14 protein-coding genes are annotated in these 18,154 nt (G+C 70.9%); 5 read left to right on the forward strand and 9 right to left on the reverse strand.

The features are described from left to right. Window positions 1–64: 64 nt before the first annotated feature. Complete coding sequence (locus QLQ12_RS14815; RefSeq protein WP_282760290.1) at window positions 65–1,918, forward strand: 2-oxoacid:acceptor oxidoreductase subunit alpha; 1,854 nt, start codon at window positions 65–67, stop codon at window positions 1,916–1,918. Further along, the gene (locus QLQ12_RS14820; protein ID WP_282760292.1) at window positions 1,911–2,921 is read left to right on the forward strand and encodes a 2-oxoacid:ferredoxin oxidoreductase subunit beta; all 1,011 of its coding nucleotides are present in this window, start codon (window positions 1,911–1,913) and stop codon (window positions 2,919–2,921) included. Before QLQ12_RS14815 ends, QLQ12_RS14820 begins: the two co-directional genes overlap by 8 nt. A 9-nt stretch (window positions 2,922–2,930) precedes the next feature. Here QLQ12_RS14820 and QLQ12_RS14825 read toward each other — a convergent pair whose 3' ends face one another. Next, a complete protein-coding gene (locus QLQ12_RS14825; RefSeq protein WP_282760294.1) occupies window positions 2,931–3,947 on the reverse strand; it encodes a potassium channel family protein in 1,017 nt (338 codons plus the stop codon). 93 nt (window positions 3,948–4,040) lie between these two features. Here QLQ12_RS14825 and QLQ12_RS14830 point away from each other — a divergent pair, with 93 nt between their 5' ends. Further along, entirely contained in the window at window positions 4,041–4,517 is a 477-nt protein-coding gene (locus QLQ12_RS14830) for a phospholipase (RefSeq protein WP_282760296.1), read from the forward strand. Window positions 4,518–4,655: 138 nt separating this feature from the next. Here QLQ12_RS14830 and QLQ12_RS14835 read toward each other — a convergent pair whose 3' ends face one another. Beyond that, window positions 4,656–7,334: an ATP-binding protein gene (locus QLQ12_RS14835; RefSeq protein WP_282760297.1), complete on the reverse strand. Its 2,679-nt coding sequence runs from the start codon at window positions 7,332–7,334 to the stop codon at window positions 4,656–4,658. A 466-nt stretch (window positions 7,335–7,800) separates the two neighbouring features. Further along, window positions 7,801–8,025 carry an FmdB family zinc ribbon protein gene (locus QLQ12_RS14840; protein WP_282760298.1) on the reverse strand — a complete coding sequence of 75 codons (225 nt, stop codon included), beginning with the start codon at window positions 8,023–8,025 and terminating at the stop codon, window positions 7,801–7,803. An 874-nt stretch (window positions 8,026–8,899) separates the two neighbouring features. Between QLQ12_RS14840 and QLQ12_RS14845 the strand changes: the two genes are divergently transcribed. Continuing rightward, window positions 8,900–10,309, forward strand: coding sequence for a lytic transglycosylase domain-containing protein (locus QLQ12_RS14845; RefSeq protein WP_282760299.1), 1,410 nt, complete (start codon window positions 8,900–8,902; stop codon window positions 10,307–10,309). A gap of 111 nt (window positions 10,310–10,420) precedes the next feature. Next, entirely contained in the window at window positions 10,421–11,437 is a 1,017-nt protein-coding gene (locus QLQ12_RS14850; RefSeq protein ID WP_282760301.1) for a GNAT family N-acetyltransferase, read from the forward strand. A 165-nt stretch (window positions 11,438–11,602) separates the two neighbouring features. Here QLQ12_RS14850 and hemB read toward each other — a convergent pair whose 3' ends face one another. From hemB to QLQ12_RS14880, 6 genes are all read right to left on the reverse strand, one after another. Continuing rightward, window positions 11,603–12,592 (reverse strand): porphobilinogen synthase, encoded by a 990-nt coding sequence (gene hemB / locus QLQ12_RS14855; protein ID WP_282760302.1) that lies wholly within the window; start codon window positions 12,590–12,592, stop codon window positions 11,603–11,605. Window positions 12,593–12,679: 87 nt separating this feature from the next. Continuing rightward, a complete protein-coding gene (locus QLQ12_RS14860) occupies window positions 12,680–14,266 on the reverse strand; it encodes a bifunctional uroporphyrinogen-III C-methyltransferase/uroporphyrinogen-III synthase (protein WP_282760304.1) in 1,587 nt (528 codons plus the stop codon). Then, the gene (gene hemC, locus QLQ12_RS14865; protein WP_282760306.1) at window positions 14,263–15,192 is read right to left on the reverse strand and encodes a hydroxymethylbilane synthase; all 930 of its coding nucleotides are present in this window, start codon (window positions 15,190–15,192) and stop codon (window positions 14,263–14,265) included. The genes QLQ12_RS14860 and hemC overlap by 4 nt, the downstream gene beginning before the upstream one ends. Then, the gene (locus QLQ12_RS14870) at window positions 15,189–16,490 is read right to left on the reverse strand and encodes a glutamyl-tRNA reductase (protein ID WP_282760308.1); all 1,302 of its coding nucleotides are present in this window, start codon (window positions 16,488–16,490) and stop codon (window positions 15,189–15,191) included. The genes hemC and QLQ12_RS14870 overlap by 4 nt, the downstream gene beginning before the upstream one ends. Then, entirely contained in the window at window positions 16,487–17,275 is a 789-nt protein-coding gene (locus QLQ12_RS14875) for a redox-sensing transcriptional repressor Rex (RefSeq protein ID WP_282760310.1), read from the reverse strand. Before QLQ12_RS14875 ends, QLQ12_RS14870 begins: the two co-directional genes overlap by 4 nt. Window positions 17,276–17,507: 232 nt before the next feature. Continuing rightward, window positions 17,508–18,149 (reverse strand): HAD family hydrolase, encoded by a 642-nt coding sequence (locus QLQ12_RS14880; RefSeq protein ID WP_282760312.1) that lies wholly within the window; start codon window positions 18,147–18,149, stop codon window positions 17,508–17,510. Between the last annotated feature and the right edge of the window lie 5 nt (window positions 18,150–18,154).

Genomic DNA, 18,154 nt, shown 5'->3' on the forward strand with positions numbered 1-18,154 from the left:
ATCTGCGGCCCTGCCCATCGACACACTTTGTTGCAGCGGGACCGCGCCCTCTGGAGGTTGAATCGTGCCCGCTACCGAGAAGCGAGTCGAACAACTGGACCGGGTTGTCATCCGATTCGCCGGCGATTCCGGTGACGGTATGCAGCTCACCGGCGACCGGTTCACGTCCGAGACGGCTCAGCTCGGCAATGACATCTCGACGCTTCCCAACTTTCCGGCGGAGATCCGCGCGCCCGCAGGCACCCTTCCCGGGGTCTCCAGCTTTCAGGTGCACTTCGCCGACTACGACATCCTGACCCCAGGTGACGCGCCGAACGTGCTGGTGGCGATGAACCCGGCCGCGCTCAAGGCCAACCTCGCCGACCTGCCCGCCGGCGCCGACATCATCGTCAACACCGACGAGTTCACCCGCCGCAACCTGGCCAAGGTCGGTTACGCCGTCAGCCCGCTGGAAGACGACTCGCTCGCCGAGTTCGCGGTCCACCCGGTGGCCCTGACCTCGCTGACCGTCGGCGCCCTGGCCGACCTGGGCATCGCCAAGAAGGACGCCGAACGCGCCAAGAACATGTTCTCGCTCGGTCTGCTGAGCTGGATGTACTCGCGCCCGTTCGAGTCGACGCTGCGATTCCTGGAGCGCAAGTTCGCCAAGCGACCCGACCTGGTCGCCGCGAACAAGGCCGCCTTCCAGGCCGGGTGGAACTACGGCGAGACCACCGAGGCGTTCTCGGTGCGCTACGAGATCAAGCCGGCGAAGATGCGTTCCGGCACCTACCGCAACATCACCGGCAACCAGGCGCTCTCACTCGGCCTGGTCGCGGCGGCGGTGCGGTCGAAACTGCCGCTCTTCCTCGGCGCCTACCCGATCACCCCGGCGTCGGACATCCTGCACGAGCTGAGCAAGCACAAGCGGTTCGGCGTCACCACCATGCAGGCCGAGGACGAGATCGCCGCGGTCGGGGCGGCGCTCGGAGCCTCCTACGGCGGGGCGCTCGGCGTCACCACCACCAGCGGGCCGGGCGTGGCGCTCAAGAGCGAGACCATCTCGCTGGCCATCGCCCTGGAGCTGCCGCTGGTGATCGTGGACGTGCAGCGGGCCGGCCCGTCGACCGGCATGCCGACCAAGACCGAGCAGGCCGATCTCAACATGGCCCTGTTCGGCCGGCACGGCGAGGCGCCGCTCGCGGTGATCGCGCCCAAGTCACCGTCGGACTGCTTCCACGCGGCCATCGAGGCCGCCCGGATCGCGCTCACCTACCGCACTCCGGTCATCCTGCTGTCCGACAACTACGTGGCCAACGGGTCGGAGCCGTGGCTGCTGCCGTCCGTCGACGAACTGCCCGATCTCCAGGTCGAGTTCGCCACGGCGCCGAACACCTCCGACGGGCGCTTCCTGCCGTACCTGCGTGATCCCGAGACGATGGCGCGGCCGTGGGCCGTGCCCGGCACGCCGGGCCTGGAGCACCGCATCGGTGGCCTGGAGAAGGCCGACAAGACCGGTGACATCTCCTACGACCCGGCCAACCACGAGTTCATGGTCCGCACCCGGCAGGCCCGCATCGACGCCATACCGGTGCCCGATCTGGACGTCGAGGACCCGGCCGAGGGCGCCCGGGTGCTGGTGCTCGGGTGGGGCTCCACCTACGGACCGATCGGCGCCGCCTGCCGGGCGCTGCGCCAGCGCGGTCTGAACATCGCGCAGGCCCATCTGCGACATCTCTCGCCGCTGCCGGCCAATCTCGGCGAGGTTCTCGCGGGGTACGACAAAGTCGTCGTCCCGGAGATGAACCTCGGTCAGCTCGCCTCGGTGATCCGGGCGAGGTACCTGATCGATGCGGTTCCGTTCAACCAGGTCAGCGGTCTTCCGTTCACCGCCGCGACGCTGGAGAGCATGCTCGAGGACGTGGTCAAGAATGGCTGAGACGGTCGCACTCAAACTCACCGCCAAGGACTTCAAGTCCGACCAGGAGGTTCGCTGGTGCCCCGGCTGCGGGGACTACGCGATCCTCGCCGCGGTGCAGGGCTTCATGCCGGAGCTGGGCATCCCCCGGGAGAACATCGTCTTCGTCTCCGGCATCGGCTGCTCGTCGCGTTTCCCGTACTACATGAACACCTACGGGATGCACTCGATCCACGGCCGGGCCCCGGCGATCGCGACCGGGCTGTCAGCGTCCCGGCCCGACCTGAGCGTCTGGGTGGTCACCGGCGACGGCGACGCGCTGTCGATCGGCGGCAACCACCTGATCCACGCGCTGCGCCGCAACGTGAACCTCAAGATCCTGCTGTTCAACAACCGGATCTACGGGCTCACCAAGGGGCAGTACTCCCCCACCTCCGAGCTGGGCAAGATCACCAAGTCGACACCGGCCGGCTCGGCGGACTCGCCGTTCAACCCGCTCTCGCTCGCCCTCGGCGCGGAGGCGACGTTCGTGGCCCGCACCATCGACTCGGACCGCAAGCACCTCCAGTCGGTGCTGCGGGCCGCGGCCGAGCACGAGGGGTCCGCGTTCGTCGAGATCTACCAGAACTGCAACATCTTCAACGACGGCGCCTTCGACCTGATCAAGGACGCCTCCTCGCGCGACGAGCACCTGATCCGGCTCGAACAGGGCCAGCCGATCACCGTCGGCGGCCTCAACGTGGTCCACCCGGAGGGCAGTTTCGGCCTGAAGGTGCAGGAAGGCGGCACACCGATCGTCCACGACGCGACGGTCGACGATCCGGCCTACGCGTTCGCGCTGAGCCGGCTCTCCGGCTCCGACCTGGGCACCACCCCCATCGGGGTGTTCCGGGACGTGCGGCGCCCGTCTTACGACGAGATCGTCCGCAAGCAGGTGCTCGACGCGAAGACGCAGGCCACCGGCACCCCCGAGGAGATGCTCGACGGCCTCCTCAACGCCGGCGACACCTGGACCATCCTCTAGCCGGCCCTCTCACACGGTGACGCCGTTGGTCGCCGACTCCTCGTCGCGGATGTAGACGAGCAGATCGCCGGTCTCGATGGTGATGATCTGCTCGCCGCCGAGCGGCAGCACCTTGCCGCGCCGGATCAGCGCCACCACCAGGGTGTTCAGCTCCCGCGGGTTCCGACCGACCTCGGCCCGCTCGGCCGAGCGCATCGCCAGCGCCATGCCCTGGCCGGGTGTCAGCAGGTCCTCCACCACGTCGATCAGTGGCGGCGCGGTCGTGGTGAGGCCCAGCAGGCGGCCGGCCGTCGACGACGACACGATCACGTGGTGCGCGCCGCTCTGCTTGAGCAGGGCGGCGTTCTCCTGCTCCCGCACGGCCGCGATGATCCGGACCTGGCCGGCGGTCAACTGCCGCACGGTCAGCGTGATCAGCACCGACGACTCGTCGCGGTCGGTGGCGATGATGACCGACTTGGCGTTCTTCACGTCCGCTTCGTTCAGTACCGCGGACCTCGTGGCGTCGCCCTCGATGACGACCAACCCGCTCGCCGCGGCCTGCCGGACCCCGGCCTCCCGGTTCTCCACGATGACGATGCGCGACTTGTCGTAACCCGTCTCCAGCAGCGCGGCGACCGCGGCACGGCCCTTCGTGCCGTACCCGCAGATGATCACGTGGTCCTTCAACTTGCTCCTCCACCGGGCGACCCGCAGGCCCTTGCGGTATTGGTCGGTCAGCACCTCGAGTGTGGTGCCGACCAGGATGATCAGGAAGAGGACCCGGGCCGGGGTGATGAACAGGACGTTCACCAGGCGGGCGCCCTGGGTCTCCGGCGTGATGTCGCCGTATCCGGTGGTGGAGAGCGACACGACCGCGTAGTAGAAGCAGTCGAGAAGAGTCAGGCCGTCTTCGTTGACGTCACGGTAACCCTCACGATCCAGATAGATGACCGTGACCGCGAGCAGCACCAGGGTGCACGCCATCGCCAGGCGGACACCGAGGGCCCGCAGCGGTCCCTGCCGGACCATCGGTAGATGAATCATGGAACCGCCTGCACGCGATCACCTTAACGGTCAAGCTAAAGGTCGTATCCCAGGACATCACATCAGTCACCGGCCCCGCGTCGGAGGTACCTCATGCGCCGCATCGCGGTCGCCGCACTGCTGACCACAGCCCTGATCCCGGCCCAGCCGGCGCGGGCGGCATCGATCGCCACGGTCACCCACCCCTCGGCCCCGGCGGCGGTCACCCGGGCGGAACTCCTGGCCGGCTGGACGCAGCCGACCGCCGCCAGCACCGCCGCGTGGGACGCCGCCCGCGCTGACCAGGACCGTTGGGCCGCCTACGGCTTCGACTGGTCCACCGACCTCTGCACACGGTCCCCCGAGGCCCCGTTCGGCTTCGTCTTCGCCGACGCCTGCCGGCGCCACGACTTCGGGTACCGCAACTACCGCGCCGACGCCGCGTTCGCGGTACACAAGAAACGCATCGACGAGGTGTTCCGCGCCGATCTGCGCCGCGTCTGCGATGCGTACCGCAAAGCCGCCCAGCCGATCTGCAACGCCGTCGCCTGGACCTACCACCAGACGGTCCGCCTGCTCGGCACCGCCTGACCCGCCGGGTTCGCCACGGCCTTGCCGGTGAGGCGCGCGGCGGCCGGGAGTGGGGGCCGCCTCGCGCGCGGGAGCCACGGGGCCGGGTGATCGCGGTTGTGGGAGCAGTGGCCGTACAAGATAAGGGTTGATGGTGGCCTATCGGGCTATCTGGGCGAAGCGGGCGGCGCCGTCTTCGAGGTCGGGGTGCTCGACGGCCAGAGCCATCGCCACTATCCGGTCGAAGCCCAGGCCCGCGCCGTCGGCGTAGGCCGCGTCGAAGGTGACGTCACCCATTGCGGCGCGTAGCGACGTCTGGTGCGCCGACCAGAAGGCGCCGAACGACTCGGTGCGGCGCGCGCCACGGGCCGCCTCCGCGCCGCCGAACAGCACCGTCGCGGTCGCCGGATCGCCGCCGAGCGCGCAGCGTACGGCGATCGCCGCCACCGCGTCGGCCGCCGCACCGCGGAAACCGTGCCGCAGACGGGAACGCAGCGCCACCACCAGGTGATCGTGGGCGGCGACCAGGTCGCCGCGGCGAAGCGCGACCATGCCGAGCAGCCAGTCGACGGCACGCCGGCCGCGGTCCTCGGGTCGCGCGGCCTCCAGATGACGGGCGGCGCCGAGCAGGTCCGAGGCCTCCGCCAGCGCCTCGCGACGCCAGAGCAACTCGGCGAGAGTCAGGACGGCGGGGAAGGCGGCGTTCGGGACGCCGGTACGTTCGGCCTGGGCGACCACCTCACGGCAGTCCCGCTCGGTGGCGCCGGGATCGTCCCCGGGCAGAGTCAGACGGGCCGCGCGGACCCGGACCAGCAGCGCCGGATCGCCGGAACCGCGAGCCTCCGCCTCGGCACGGGCCAGGAGACGCTCCCGCTCGGCCCGGTCGCCGGTCAGGCCGGCCCACACCAGACAGGCGGCGACCGACTCGGCCACCGCGACGACCGATCCGGCCTCCGCCGGAGTGCCCGGCTCGGACGCGACGCGGCGGGTACCGGCGGCGGGAAGGCGCCGGTAGAGGGTGGACAGCAACTCCCGGCCGTCGCGGGTGTCGCCGTGCTCGCGCCACCACGGGTCGAGGGCGACCGCCAGCCGCAGCCCGGCCGAGACGTCACCGGTGGCGGCGGCCCAGCGCAGGGCGGCCTGCCACTCGGCCACATAGGGGCTCAGCTCGGTCAGCGACACCGTACGGACCTGGCCGTCGGTGTCCACGGTGACCCGGTCGAGGGTGTGCAGCGACCAGGCGAGATGCCGGTCCCGGATCACGGGTTCGTCGCCGGTCGACGACAGCTGGCGCAGCGCGTACGCCCGCACCTGGTCCGACATCCGGTACCGGGGGCCGGGAACCACCTCGACCAGCGACTTGTCGGCGAGTTCGGAGAGCGCGCCGAGCGCCTCCGGGTCGCACCACTCCACGGTGGCGAGCTCGACCGGGCCGGCGAACGCGGCCAGCCGGCGCAGCAGATCGGCGGCGCGGCTCCCGAGCGTCCGGTACGACCAGGCCAGGTTGTTGGTCAGACTGGCGTGCCGGCCGTCACCGGCGGCGTCGTTGTCCAGCGCGCCGAGCGGATCGTCCAGGCGCCGGGCCAACTGCTCGGCCGGCAGCAGGCGGAGCCGGGCCGCGGCGAGCTGGATCGCCAGCGGCGAACCCTCCAGGCGGGCGGCCAGCCGGGCCAACTGCGGATCACCATCGCCGGGACGACCGCCCTGCGCGGCCGCCGCACGATCCCGGAGCAGGGCGAACGCGTCAGCCGGCGCGAGCGGCGGAAGCCGCCAGACCGTCTCGCCGGCAAGTGCCAGCGGAGCCCGGCCGGTAGCCACCACGTCCAGCCGGCGGCAGCGGCTGAGCAGGCGGTGAGCCAGCGCGGCGGTCAACGCGGGCGCCGCGTCGCACGTCTGCAGCAGCACCAGCATCCGCCGCTCCGCGCACTGCTCGACCACCGTGTCGATCATCGGGCGGCCCGGCTCCGGACGCAGGCCCAGGGCCGCGGCGAGGGCGGTGGGCAGGCCTTGCGCCGCGACCGCGGCATCAATCGACCACACCCCGCCGGGGTACGCCTTGAGGAGCTGCTCCGCCACCGCGTGTGTGAGCCGGGTCTTGCCGGAACCGCCCGGGCCGACCACGGTGACCAGGCGGTTATGGCTGATCAACTCGGCCAGGTCGGCGAGTTCGGCGCGGCGGCCCACGAACGGGCTGTGCTCGGCCGGAAGGTTGTGCCGGGGAGCCTCCGCCGTCCGCGGGCGGGGAAAGTCCCGGTCCAGGCCGGGCGCTGTCACCTGGAAGAGACGCTCGTCGTCATCGAAGCCACGCAGCCGGAAGGCGCCCAGGTCGAGCAGGTCCACGGTGGCCAGCGTGGCCGCGGCCGCGGCGCCGGCCGAACCGCCGGACGTGGCGGCATAGGCGGCGGTCACCGCCAGAGCGGTCGCCTCCGAACACAAAACCTGGCCGCCGTGCGCCGCGGCGGACACCCGGGCGGCCCGGTGCACCTCGGCGCTGGCGTACTCCTGGCCGACCGGAACAGCCCGGCCGGTGTGCAGTCCGATCCGGACCCGGGGCACCGCGTCCGGACGCGGCCAGTCGTAGGACGCCAGTCTCCGCTGCGCCTCGACACACGCCGCGACGGCCGCGTCGGCATGGGAGAACGCCACGAAAAATGAGTCACCCTCCGTAAGGAGTTCGACACCTCTAAACTCGTCGAACACGGCGCGTAGCACCGCTCGGTGAGCGCCGAGCACGTTTCGATACGTCTCACCGAGCATCCGAGCGAGCCTCGTCGAGCCCTCGATGTCGGTGAACATGAAGGTCACCAGGCCACTGGGTAGCTCGATCCGTCCCGACACGGTGGAACCTCCGCCCCCTTTTGGAAGTCGTGACTCATGCTGCCGTATCTCTGTGTCACCGCCCATCGTAGAAACGGACGGTAACCATTTACCCGCCACGGCCGACCCCTTACGGAGGACATCCTGATCGCGACATCGACCGGAGGCATACGGGACTACGCGTCTCGTAACGAAAGAGGTCGAACGCGGAAACGCCGCGCTCGGCCAAAACCGCCGGGCTGATCGGGTGTACCCGTACGGGGCAATGAAACCGCCACCGGGAGCGAGTGGAAGGTTACCGGCCGAAGTCGACACTGATCATGGTCGCTCCGGCCGGGTCCTCGCTTCCGGATGCCCGGTTACCCACCATCCGTGTTGCCGGGGTCGCTTCGACGCATGGTCGGCGGTTCGCCCGCCGGCCGGTCGCCGGGGTGGGTGCGGCTTGCGACGGCCGGTCGCCTGACCGACGGCTTTCCGGGGCCGTCGATCAGCAGCCGCAGCCGCCGCCGCAACAGCCACCACCACCGCCGCCACCACCGGCTGGGACGGACGGGGCCCCGCCACCACGGCCGGTCACGGCGACTGTGGACAGCAGCTTGACGGTGTCGTCGTGGCCCTGCGGACAGGCCGCCGGCTCGCTGGCCTCACGCATCGGACGGCTGACCTCGAAGGTGGCGCCACAGGGGCGGCACCGGAACTCATAACGCGGCATCCGACCAGCGTAGGGCCCCTGCGATGCGGAGCGCACGGGGAGTTCTTGAGGAGTTGTCCACAGGCCTCCGACGGCCTCCCCGCAGATGGTTTCCGGCGGGTAGGGTCTACGCGTGGCGGAGGCACGGAAGAATCCAGCAGAGCGACCGGAACTGCGGTCCGCGGCACCGCATCAGGGCGGGCCGCTGAGCAGTTCGGGCGCCGCCCCCGGCGATTTTGTTCCGGTTGCCCCAGCTTGGTCCCACGCGAGCCTCACCCCGTCCCACGTGGCGCCGGCCGTCCCGACACCGACCAACGCACCCCCGACGGCTCCGGCTCCTACCAACACCGCACCGACGGCTCCGGCTCCTACCAATGCGGCGCCGTCGGCTCCGTCGCCGGCCACCGTGGTTCCCGCTGTGCCGTCGCCGGCCACCGTGGCTCCGGCCACCCCGGCAGCGGTCAAGGCGATCCCCGCCGTCTCGACGCAGGCCACCGCGGTCCCGCCACCGGCCGATGACGTTCCGGCCGCTCCGGCCACGACCGACGTGGCCCCGGCGACGGCCGGTGTGGCATCGACTGGAGCCGATGGACCGGCAGGTACTGGGTCGGACGCCTCACCCGAGCGGAAAGCCACGCCTGAGCCGAAGGGCGCGCCTGAGCCCGGCGCCGCCGCGCAGGGCTCGGCGGGTTCGAAGGGCGGAGCGTCTGGCGTGGAAGGCGACGGTTCGGGTTCGGGTTCGGGTTCGGGTAATGAGAACGAGCCCGGCACGAGCGGCACCGCCCCGGACGAGCCCAAGACCGGCGTGGCATCACAGCAATCGGAAACCGGCGGCACCGCCCCAGAGGCGTCGAAGGCCGACGCGGCAACGGAGGGACCGGGAGCCGGAGACTCGGTGCCGGCCACTCGGGAGAAGGGCAGCGGGGAGAAGGCCGCCAGCTCGGCCGGGCCGGGATCCGCTGTGGCTGGCACGGCCATGGACAGCAAGCTCAGCGACGGCGTGACGGCGGACAGCAAGCCGACGGCCGACACGGCTACTGACAGCAAAGCCACCGACGGCAAGCCCGTCGCTGACAGCAAACCCGCCGATGGCAAGCCTGCCGCTGACAGCAAACCCGCCACTGACAGCAAACCCGCCACTGACAGCAAGTCCGCCGATGGCAGCAAGTCCGCCGATGGCAAGCCTGCCGCTGACAGCAAGGCCGCTGGAGTGACCGGGGCTGCGGCCGCGGCGGCCGGGGACCAGAAGGGCAGGGCTGCGGCCAAGAGCGGAAAGGCGCAGCGCCGTTTCCGGCCGCTGCATCTGACCGGCCGGGCCGCACGCGGTGTCGTCGCCTGGACGCGGGGGCCGAGCGGGCGCGTGATCGTGCCGGGTGTCCTGGTGGCCGCGCTGGTCGTGGGGGCCGGGGCTTCGGGGGCCTATCTGGTGCCCCAGGCGCTGGAGGCCAGACCCACTCCCAGTGCCACCCCGGCGTTCGGCGAGGCCGGGCCGGGATCAGCGCCGCCGGGCGGGTGGTCGTCGGCGGGAGTCCCGGCTGCCGGGCTGCCCGGGGCGGGGAACATGCCGTCGAACTATCCGGGGCTGGGAGGCACCGCGCCCAACGGCCTGCCGGGGGCGACCGGATTGCCGGGAGCGACCGTGCCCAACGGCCTGCCGGGAGCGACCGGGCTTCCGGGAGCGACCGTGCCCAACGGGCTGCCGGGGCTGACCCCACCGAACGCGGCCGTCAACCCCCGGCCGGCCGATGCCCTGGCCAGCTGGGCGACGCAGGTCGGGACACGGGTCGGGATCCCGGTGGTGGCGGTGCAGGCGTACGGCTACGCCGAACTGGTGACCTCGAAGACCACGCCGAGTTGTCACCTGAGCTGGACCACACTCGCCGCGATCGGGAAGGTCGAGTCGTCGCACGGGAGTTTCAACGGCGCGGTGCTGGGCGCGGACGGCGTGGCGACTCCGACGATCTTCGGGTTGCCGCTGAACGGGCAGGGCGGCCGGCAGATGATCGCCGACACCGACCGGGGCGCGCTCGATCAGGACACCACCTACGACCGGGCGATCGGGCCGATGCAGTTCATCCCGACCACCTGGAAGGAGACGGCGATCGACGCCGACCGGGACGGGGTGGCGAACCCGAACGACATCGACGACGCGGCGCTGACCGCGGCGTCGTACCTGTGCAAGGGCGGGCGCGACCTGGCCAAGGCCGACGCTTGGTGGGACGCGATCCTGTCGTACAACGCGGTCCGGCCGTACGCGCAGAAGGTCTTCAACACCGCCGACGAATACGGGCGGCGCAGCCGTTGACGGTCACGGAGCGCCCGGACATCGGCGCTCATCGCAACGCTGAGTGAGCATTGCCGTACTTTTGCGTGGCGAGCACTTCCCTGTAGGTCTCACAAACGGCACGATGTACCCGTGAGGGTGCGCGAATGGGATCCCCGCTCCGCGTCCGCGACCGAGGTGAACTCGCTCGTGGAGACGGTGAACGCGGTCCTGGCGGCCGATCTCCCCGATGATCCACCTTGGCGGGACGTGCAGGTCAGGGAATATCTCGCTGAGACGATGCCGGGCGAGCGGCGAATCACCTGGGTGGCCGAGGACGACCGCCTTCCCGAGGGCGAGAGCAAGATCTTCGGGCACGTCAACATCCTGCTGCTCGGCGACATCGGCGTGCTGGAGGTGCTGGTCCGTCCCGAGTTGCGGCGCCGAGGACTGGGCCGGCAGTTGGTCGCGGTAGCGGTCCGCCGGGCCTATCTGGAGGGCTTCTCCTCGATCGGGGTGGAGGCGATCGGCGGCACGTCGGCGATCCCGTTCTACGAGTTCCTCGGCTTCGAGCGGGAGTATGTGGAGACTCGCAGCGTGCTCAACCTGGACACGGTCGACTGGCTGGCTCTGGGCGGCATGGCCGGCGGGATCGGCCCCGGCTACCGCGTCGAGTACCACCCGGGTGGCCCACCGGAGCATCTGCTCGGCGCCTATGCACAGGCCAAGGCGGAGGCGCAACGCGACGACGACGATCTCGACCTGGCCCCGCGCTCGTCCGATCCGCAGCGGCTGCGCGACTCGCTGGAAACGTTGCACAAGCGGGGCTTGAAGCCGTACATCGTGCTCGCCATCCATGAGGCGACCGGCACCGTGGCCGGGCTGACCGAGGTGGTCGTTCCGGCGCAACATCCGGAGCGCGCCGACCAGTACGACACGATCGTCGTCCGGGAGCACCGGGGTTACGGCATCGACCGGGCGCTCAAGGCGCGGATGCTGTTCGAGTTGCGTGCCGCCGAGCCCACGCTGCGCCAGGTGCAGACGTGGAACGCGCAGCACAACGAGTCGATGCTGAAGGTCAACGCCGAGCTGGGCTACCAGTCCGACCGTGACTGGTTCGAGTACATCGCCGACGTCACCCAGCTGGTCCAGTCACTGGAGCCCGGTTAGCCCCAGCACTGAGGGCTAGCCGGTGATCCGCTGCTCTGCCCGAAAGGCGCGCTGGGGCCGGGAGAGGGCCGGGCCTCGCGTGGACTGACACGTGAGGGGTGGATGCGATGGGGGCGGCCCACGGCGTACCAGACCGGGGGTGAAAGCCGGCGACGGACCGTGAGGTCAGTAGCGGTCGCGGAGGAGCGTCGCCGCCTCTGCCGCCCAGTAGGTCAAGGTGATCTGGGCGCCGGCCCGCTTGATCGAGGTGAGCGATTCGAGGATGACGCGTTCGCGGTCGATCCAGCCGTTGGCCGCGGCGGCCTCGACCATCGCGTATTCGCCGGAGACCTGGTAGGCGGCGACCGGCACGGTGACGCGGTCGCGGATGGCGGCGATGATGTCGAGGTAGGGCAGGGCCGGCTTGACCATGACGATGTCGGCGCCCTCGGCGATGTCGAGGTCGACCTCGCGCAGGGCGTCCCGGGCGTTCGGCGGGTCCTGCTGGTACTGGCGGCGGTCGCCCTGGAGGGTGGATTCGACGGCCTCACGGAACGGGCCGTAGAAGGCGCCCGCGTACTTCACGGAGTAGGCGAGGACGGCGACGTCCTGGTGGCCGGCCGCGTCGAGAGCCTTACGGATCACGCCGACCTGGCCGTCCATCATGCCGGACGGGCCGACCATGTGGGCGCCGGCGTCGGCCTGCGCGACCGCCATCTCGCCGTAGATCTTCAGGGTGGCGTCGTTGTCGACCGACCCGTCCGGAGCGAGCACGCCGCAGTGCCCGTGCGAGGTGAACTCGTCGATGCAGAGGTCGCCCACGATGACCGTGCTGTCGCCGAGCTCTGCCTTGAGGTCGCGGATGCCGACGTTGAGGATGCCGTCCGGGTCGAGGCCGGCCGACCCGGTCTCATCCTTGTTGGCGTTGTCCGGCACGCCGAACAGCATGATGCCGCCGACACCGGCGGCGACCGCTTCGGCCGCGGCCTTGCGCAGCGACTCACGGGAGTGCTGGAGGACGCCGGGCAGCGAGCTGATCGGCTTCGGCTCGGTCAGTCCCTCTTTGAGGAACATCGGCAGGATCAGCTCGGACGGCGCGAGGCGGGTCTCCTCGACCAGACGGCGGATCGCGGGTGTGCGCCGCAGGCGGCGCGGACGGATGTCGGGGAAGGACATCAAGCGCTCCTAAAATGCCAACTGAAAAGCGAGCGGAAACGAAGAGGCGCGCCGGTTGAGGAAACCCGGCGCGCCTTCGTCAGAGGGTCAGCGGAATCGGAGGGCGGTGGGGCCCTGCACCTTGGAACCGCGGCGCTGCTTGGCCGGCATCGCGGCCAGCTTCTCGCGGAGTTCCAGGGCGTACTCGGCGAGCGCCTCGACCAGGTCCGGCACCGAGGCGTTCTGCGGCTGGGTGTCGACCCGGAGGCCGAACTCCACCGCGGTCTCCGCGGTCTTCGGGCCGATCACCGCGACGACCGTGCGGGCGTGCGGCTTGCCGGCGATGCCGACCAGGTTGCGGACGGTCGAGGACGAGGTGAAGAGCACCGCGTCGAAGCCGCCGGACTTGATCGCGTCGCGGATCTCGGCGGGCGGCGGGGCGGCGCGGACCGTCCGGTACGCGGTGACGTCGTCCACCTCCCAGCCACGCTCGATGAGCCCGGCGGCCAGGGTCTCGGTCGCGATGTCGGCGCGCGGCAGCAGCACCCGGCCGACCGGGTCGAGGATCTCGTCGTGCGGCGAGAACTCGGCCAGCAGGCCGTCGGAGGACTGCTCACCGGACGGGATCAGCTCCGGCTGGATGCCGAACGCGCGAACCGCGTCGGCGGTGGCCTCACCGATGCAGGCGATCTTCACGCCGCCGAAGTGGCGGGCGTCGAGGCCGTGCTCGCCGAACTTCTCCCAGACCGCGCGGACGGCGTTCACCGAGGTGAAGATCACCCAGGCATACCGGCCGTCGACCAGGCCCTTGACCGCGCGCTCCATCTGGGCCGGGGTGCGGGGCGGCTCGACCGCGATGGTCGGCACCTCGCACGGGATCGCCCCGTAGGCGCGCAGCCGGGCACTCATCGCGCCGGCCTGCTCCTTCGTGCGCGGGACGAGGACCTTCCAGCCGTACAGCGGGCGGTTCTCCCACCAGCTCAGGGCGTCGCGCTCGGCGACCTCGGAGCCGACGGTGAGGACGACCCGGCCGGTGAAGCCGAGCGCCGCCGCGACGAAGCTGTCCACCGTCGAGGTGGTCGTGTACTGCGTCTCGCCGGTGCCGTCGCCGGTCACGCCGACCGGGACACCCGGCTCGACGCCGGCCGCGAGCAGGCCGTCACGGACGGCGGCGAGGTCGCCGGCGTCCACGGCGACCGCGAACGAGCCCTTCTGGGCGGCCGCGGCGAGCGCGTCGAAGTCCAGGTTGGCGACGTCGTCGACGTCGGCGGAGATCCGCACGCCGGGCAGCGGCACACCGGCGTAGGCGGCGACGCCCTCGGCCTGTCCGATGCCCGGGATCACCTCGAAGTGCACCGCGGTCCGCGCGACCGCCTGCACCTCCTTGACCACGGACTCGTGGCCGAACGGGTCACCGGCGACCAGGTGCACGGCGGAGAGGCCCGACTTGGCGGCGGAGAGCAGCACCTTCGCGACGTCGCCGGGCGCGCCCTCGGCCGGGCTGAACTGCGCGTCCTCCTTGGCGTCGGAGCGGATCGCGCTGAGCAGCGATTCGGGCACGCCGCGGTCGTAGACCACCTGATCTGCATCGGTCAGCGCCGCGTACGCGCGGCGGGTCAGCAACTCCGGGTCGCCGGGTCCGGCGCCGATGAACGCGATGCGTCCGGCTGGCTTACGGGCGGTGCGGGTGGTCATTCTGTGCTCCCCATCAGGGTATCGGCTCCGGCGTCGAGGAGATCGATGGCAAGTGCCTTGCCGATCTCCGCCGCGCCGGCGGGCGTTCCGGTGCGCGACAGACGGATGGCTCGAAGCCCATCCGGGCTGATCACCGCACCGCGCAGATAAATCTCGTCGCCGTCGTCGCCCTCAGCGACTTCGGCGTGTGCCGCGACCGGTGCGGAGCACCCGGCCTCGAGCGTGGCAAGCATCGACCGCTCCGCCACCACGGCGGCGCGGGTCGGTGCGTGATCGAGTGCGGACAGCAGCTCGATCAGGTCGGTGTCGTCGGCCCGGCACTCCACCGCCAGCGCTCCCTGAGCGGGGGCGGGCAGCATCAGCATCGGGTCGAGCGTCTCGGTGATCTCCGCAGAACGGCCGAGACGGGCCACTCCGGCCCGGGCGAGAACGACGGCATCGAGATCAGCCTCGGGTCCGAGTACCCGGGCGATACGCGAGTCGACGTTCCCTCGGATCGGTGTGACCTGCAAGTCTAGGCCCAGAGCGTGCAATTGCGCGACACGGCGCACTGCACCGGTGCCGATGGTCGACCCCGGCGGCAGCTCGGTCAAGGTCAGGCCGTCACGGGCGATCAGGGCGTCCCGCGGGTCCTCCCGGGGCGGCACCGCGGCGATGTGCAGGCGAGGGTGCTCGGCGGTGGGCAGGTCCTTGTACGAGTGGACGGCGAAGTCGATCTCACCGGCCAGCAGGGCGTCCCGCAGCGCGGACACGAACACACCGACCCCGAGCTGAGCCACCGGAGCGTCGGATCGGTCGCCGGGGGTGACGATCCGGACCAGCTCGACCGGGCGGCCGGTGGCGGCGGTCACGTCGTCGGCGACCATCTGCGACTGGGTGAGCGCCAGGGCGCTGCCCCGCGTCCCCAGACGAAGCGGTGTGCTCACGGCTTTCCCCCGATCTCCGGCACCGCGTCAGCCTGGGTGGCGAGCGGCACGTCCAGGTCGAACAATTCGCGGAGCAGGGCCGCGTACTGGTCTCCGCCGGGCTCGGCGGCGAGCTGGCGGACACGCACCGTGGGTGAGTGCAGCAGCTGCTGGACGACCCGGTGCAGGGTACGGGAAACATCCGCCCGCTGCTCCTCGGTGAAATCCGGCCGCCTGGAGATCAACTTGCGCATCTCCGTCGACATGACCTCTTCCGCGCGGGTGCGCAGTGCCGCCACCGTAGGCGCGATCTCCGCCCCGCGCAGCCAGCCGAGGAAGCCGTCCACCTCACTCGCGACGATCTGCTCGACGGCCGCGGTCTCGGCCACCGCCGGCTGGGTGCGGCGCCCGGCGGCGAGACTGTCGATGTCGACGACGACCATGCCCGGCAGTTCAGCGGCGTCGGGCGCCACGTCCCGGGGGACGGCCAGGTCGAGGACGACCAGCTCCTTGACGGCGAGCGCCTTCGCCAGACGGTCACGGGTCAGCACCGGCTCGGTGGAGGCGGTGGCCGTGACCACGATGTCGACCTCACCGAGCACCGCGTCGAGCTGCTCGAAACCGACGGCGATCGCGCCGTACGCCTCGGCCAGCCGGTCGGCCCGATCGTGGCTGCGGTTGGTGATCCGCAGCGGGCCGACGCCGGCCCGGGTGAGCGTGGCCACCGACAGGGCGCCCATCGCACCGGCGCCGATGACCAGCGCGGACCGCCCGGTCAGGTCGCCGCCGAAGTGCTCGGCGGCCACATCGAGGGCGGCGGTGACGACGCTCTGCCCGGCCCGGTCGATGCCGGTCTCGGCGTGGGCCCGCTTGCCGACCCGCAGCGCCTGCTGCATCAGCTCGTGCAGCAGCCGCCCGGCCGAGTCGACCTCGGTCGCCGCGTGGTACGCGTCACGCAGTTGCCCGAGGATCTGCGCCTCACCGACGACCATCGAGTCGAGGCCGGACGACACCCGGAACGAGTGCCGGACCGCCGCTTCGCCGTAGTGCACGTAGAGATGACCGGCCAACTCGGTGGCCGGGATGCCGGAGTGCTCGGACAGCACGTTGCAGATGTCGCCGAGGCCGCCGTGGAAGCCGCTGACCGCCGCGTACACCTCGACCCGGTTGCAGGTGGAGACGACGACGGCCTCTCCCACGTACGGCTGGGCGACCAGGCGTTGCAGCAGGTCGGGGACGGCGGACTCGGAGATGGCGAGGCGCTCCAGGACCGCGACGTCAGCGGTGCGGTACGAGGCGCCGATGCTGAGCAGGTTCACGAACCGACCGCCTCCTGATTTCCCGGCACGGCGTTCCCCGGCGCTGCCTTCCCCGGCGCGGCATCGGCCGCCACGGCGGCGGCCCGGCCGCCCGGGAGCGCGGTCAGGGACGCCTTGCGGTGCTCGTGGAACGAAAGGATCTGGAGCTCGATGGCGAGATCCACCTTACGGACGTCGACGTTGGGCGGCACCGAGAGAACTCCCGGGGCGAAGTTGAGAATGCTCGTCACCCCCGCGGCGATCAGCGCGTCGGCGACCGCCTGCGCGGTTCCGGGCGGGGTGGCGATGACGCCGATCGCGATCGACTCCTCGGCCGCGATCCGCTCCAGGTCGTCGGTGTGCTGCACGATGAGGCCGTTGATCTCCTCACCGACCTTCTTCGGGTCGGCATCGAAGAGCGCCACCACCCGGAAGCCCCGGCTGGCGAAGCCGGCGTAACCGGCCAGGGCGTGCCCAAGATTGCCGACGCCGACCAGGCAGACCGCGCGGTTCTTGTCGAGACCGAGGATGTACTCGATCTGGTAGACGAGCAGGGCGACGTCATAACCGACGCCACGTGTGCCGTACGACCCGAGGTGGGAGAGGTCTTTGCGGAGCTTGGCCGAGTTGACCCCGGCGGCTGCGGCCAGACCCTCGCTGGAGACCGTCTCCGCGCCGGTCTCGGCGAGGTGATGGAGGGCGCGCAGGTATTCCGGAAGTCGCGCGATGGTCGCCTCCGGTAGATCCGGGAAGGCCGGGACGCCATCGGCTTCGCCGGGCGTGCTTCCGTGACGCTGCTGGCTCATCTGACTCCGTGCCGACGAGGCGGACCTGCGGTGAGCCCTGTCTGTGCGATACCGGTGAAACCCTCTGGGGGTGGCTGTGGTAGCGGGGCTCGTCGGAGTCACAGAGTAGGCGCTTGTGAAGGCGTGCACAAATCGCGATCTTGCCGGGACAATTGGACAAGATCGACCCGGCTGTGTTAGTCGGGCCGACCTGTCGAGTATTACCGCTTCCACCCCGCCAGGGCCACCTGGCTCAGAGTGACATGGCCATCTTTACCGCTTCCACCAGCGTGTCGGCGACCGGACGGCCGGATTCACGCAACCGTGCGGGGTGGGTGAACCCGCCGGTGTAGAGGACCGCCTGCCCGCCGACCGACTCGGCGGCCTCCGCGTCGTCCAGCGAATCGCCGATCAGCACCACGTCGGCGCCGGCCACGCCGAGCTCGGCCAGGTGCGCGGCGAGATGCCCGGCCTTGAAGCCGCCGCCCAGCTCGGCACGCAGGCCGTCAATGCGGGTGAAGAGGCCGGCCAGCCCGTAGCCCTCGACCGCCGGGACGAGCTCGCTGTGGAACCACATGGAGAGCAGCGACTGGCTGCCCGGCCAGGTCTTGATCGCGGCCATCGCGTCGGCGGCCAGGGAGACGTCGGTCAGCCCCAGGCGGTACGCGTCGTGAAAGATCTTGTCGAGCCGCCCGAACTCCTCGGCGTCCACCGCCCGGCCGAGCATCTCGGCGTAGAACTCGGCCACCGGGCGGCGGAAGGCCCGCCGGTGCTCGTCGGCGTCCACCGCGCGGCCGCCGACGTGGGCGAAGGCACCGTTGGTCGACGCGACCACCAGGTGGAGATCGTCGAGAAGTGTTCCGTTCCAGTCCCAGACCAAATGCTTTGCTGTCACCCGCG

It is taken from the genome of Actinoplanes sandaracinus (assembly GCF_030009775.1).
GTDB lineage: Bacteria > Actinomycetota > Actinomycetes > Mycobacteriales > Micromonosporaceae > Actinoplanes > Actinoplanes sandaracinus.

Excerpts from the sequence above, each read along its gene's own strand:
- QLQ12_RS14825 (WP_282760294.1), bottom strand. The coding sequence starts at position 3,947 with ATGATTCATCTACCGATGGTCCGGCAGGGACCGCTGCGGGCCCTCGGT.
- QLQ12_RS14875 (WP_282760310.1), bottom strand. The coding sequence starts at position 17,275 with ATGAGCCAGCAGCGTCACGGAAGCACGCCCGGCGAAGCCGATGGCGTC.
- QLQ12_RS14840 (WP_282760298.1), bottom strand. The coding sequence starts at position 8,025 with ATGCCGCGTTATGAGTTCCGGTGCCGCCCCTGTGGCGCCACCTTCGAG.
- hemB (WP_282760302.1), bottom strand. The coding sequence starts at position 12,592 with ATGTCCTTCCCCGACATCCGTCCGCGCCGCCTGCGGCGCACACCCGCG.
- QLQ12_RS14820 (WP_282760292.1), top strand. The coding sequence starts at position 1,911 with ATGGCTGAGACGGTCGCACTCAAACTCACCGCCAAGGACTTCAAGTCC.
- QLQ12_RS14860 (WP_282760304.1), bottom strand. The coding sequence starts at position 14,266 with ATGACCACCCGCACCGCCCGTAAGCCAGCCGGACGCATCGCGTTCATC.
- QLQ12_RS14830 (WP_282760296.1), top strand. The coding sequence starts at position 4,041 with ATGCGCCGCATCGCGGTCGCCGCACTGCTGACCACAGCCCTGATCCCG.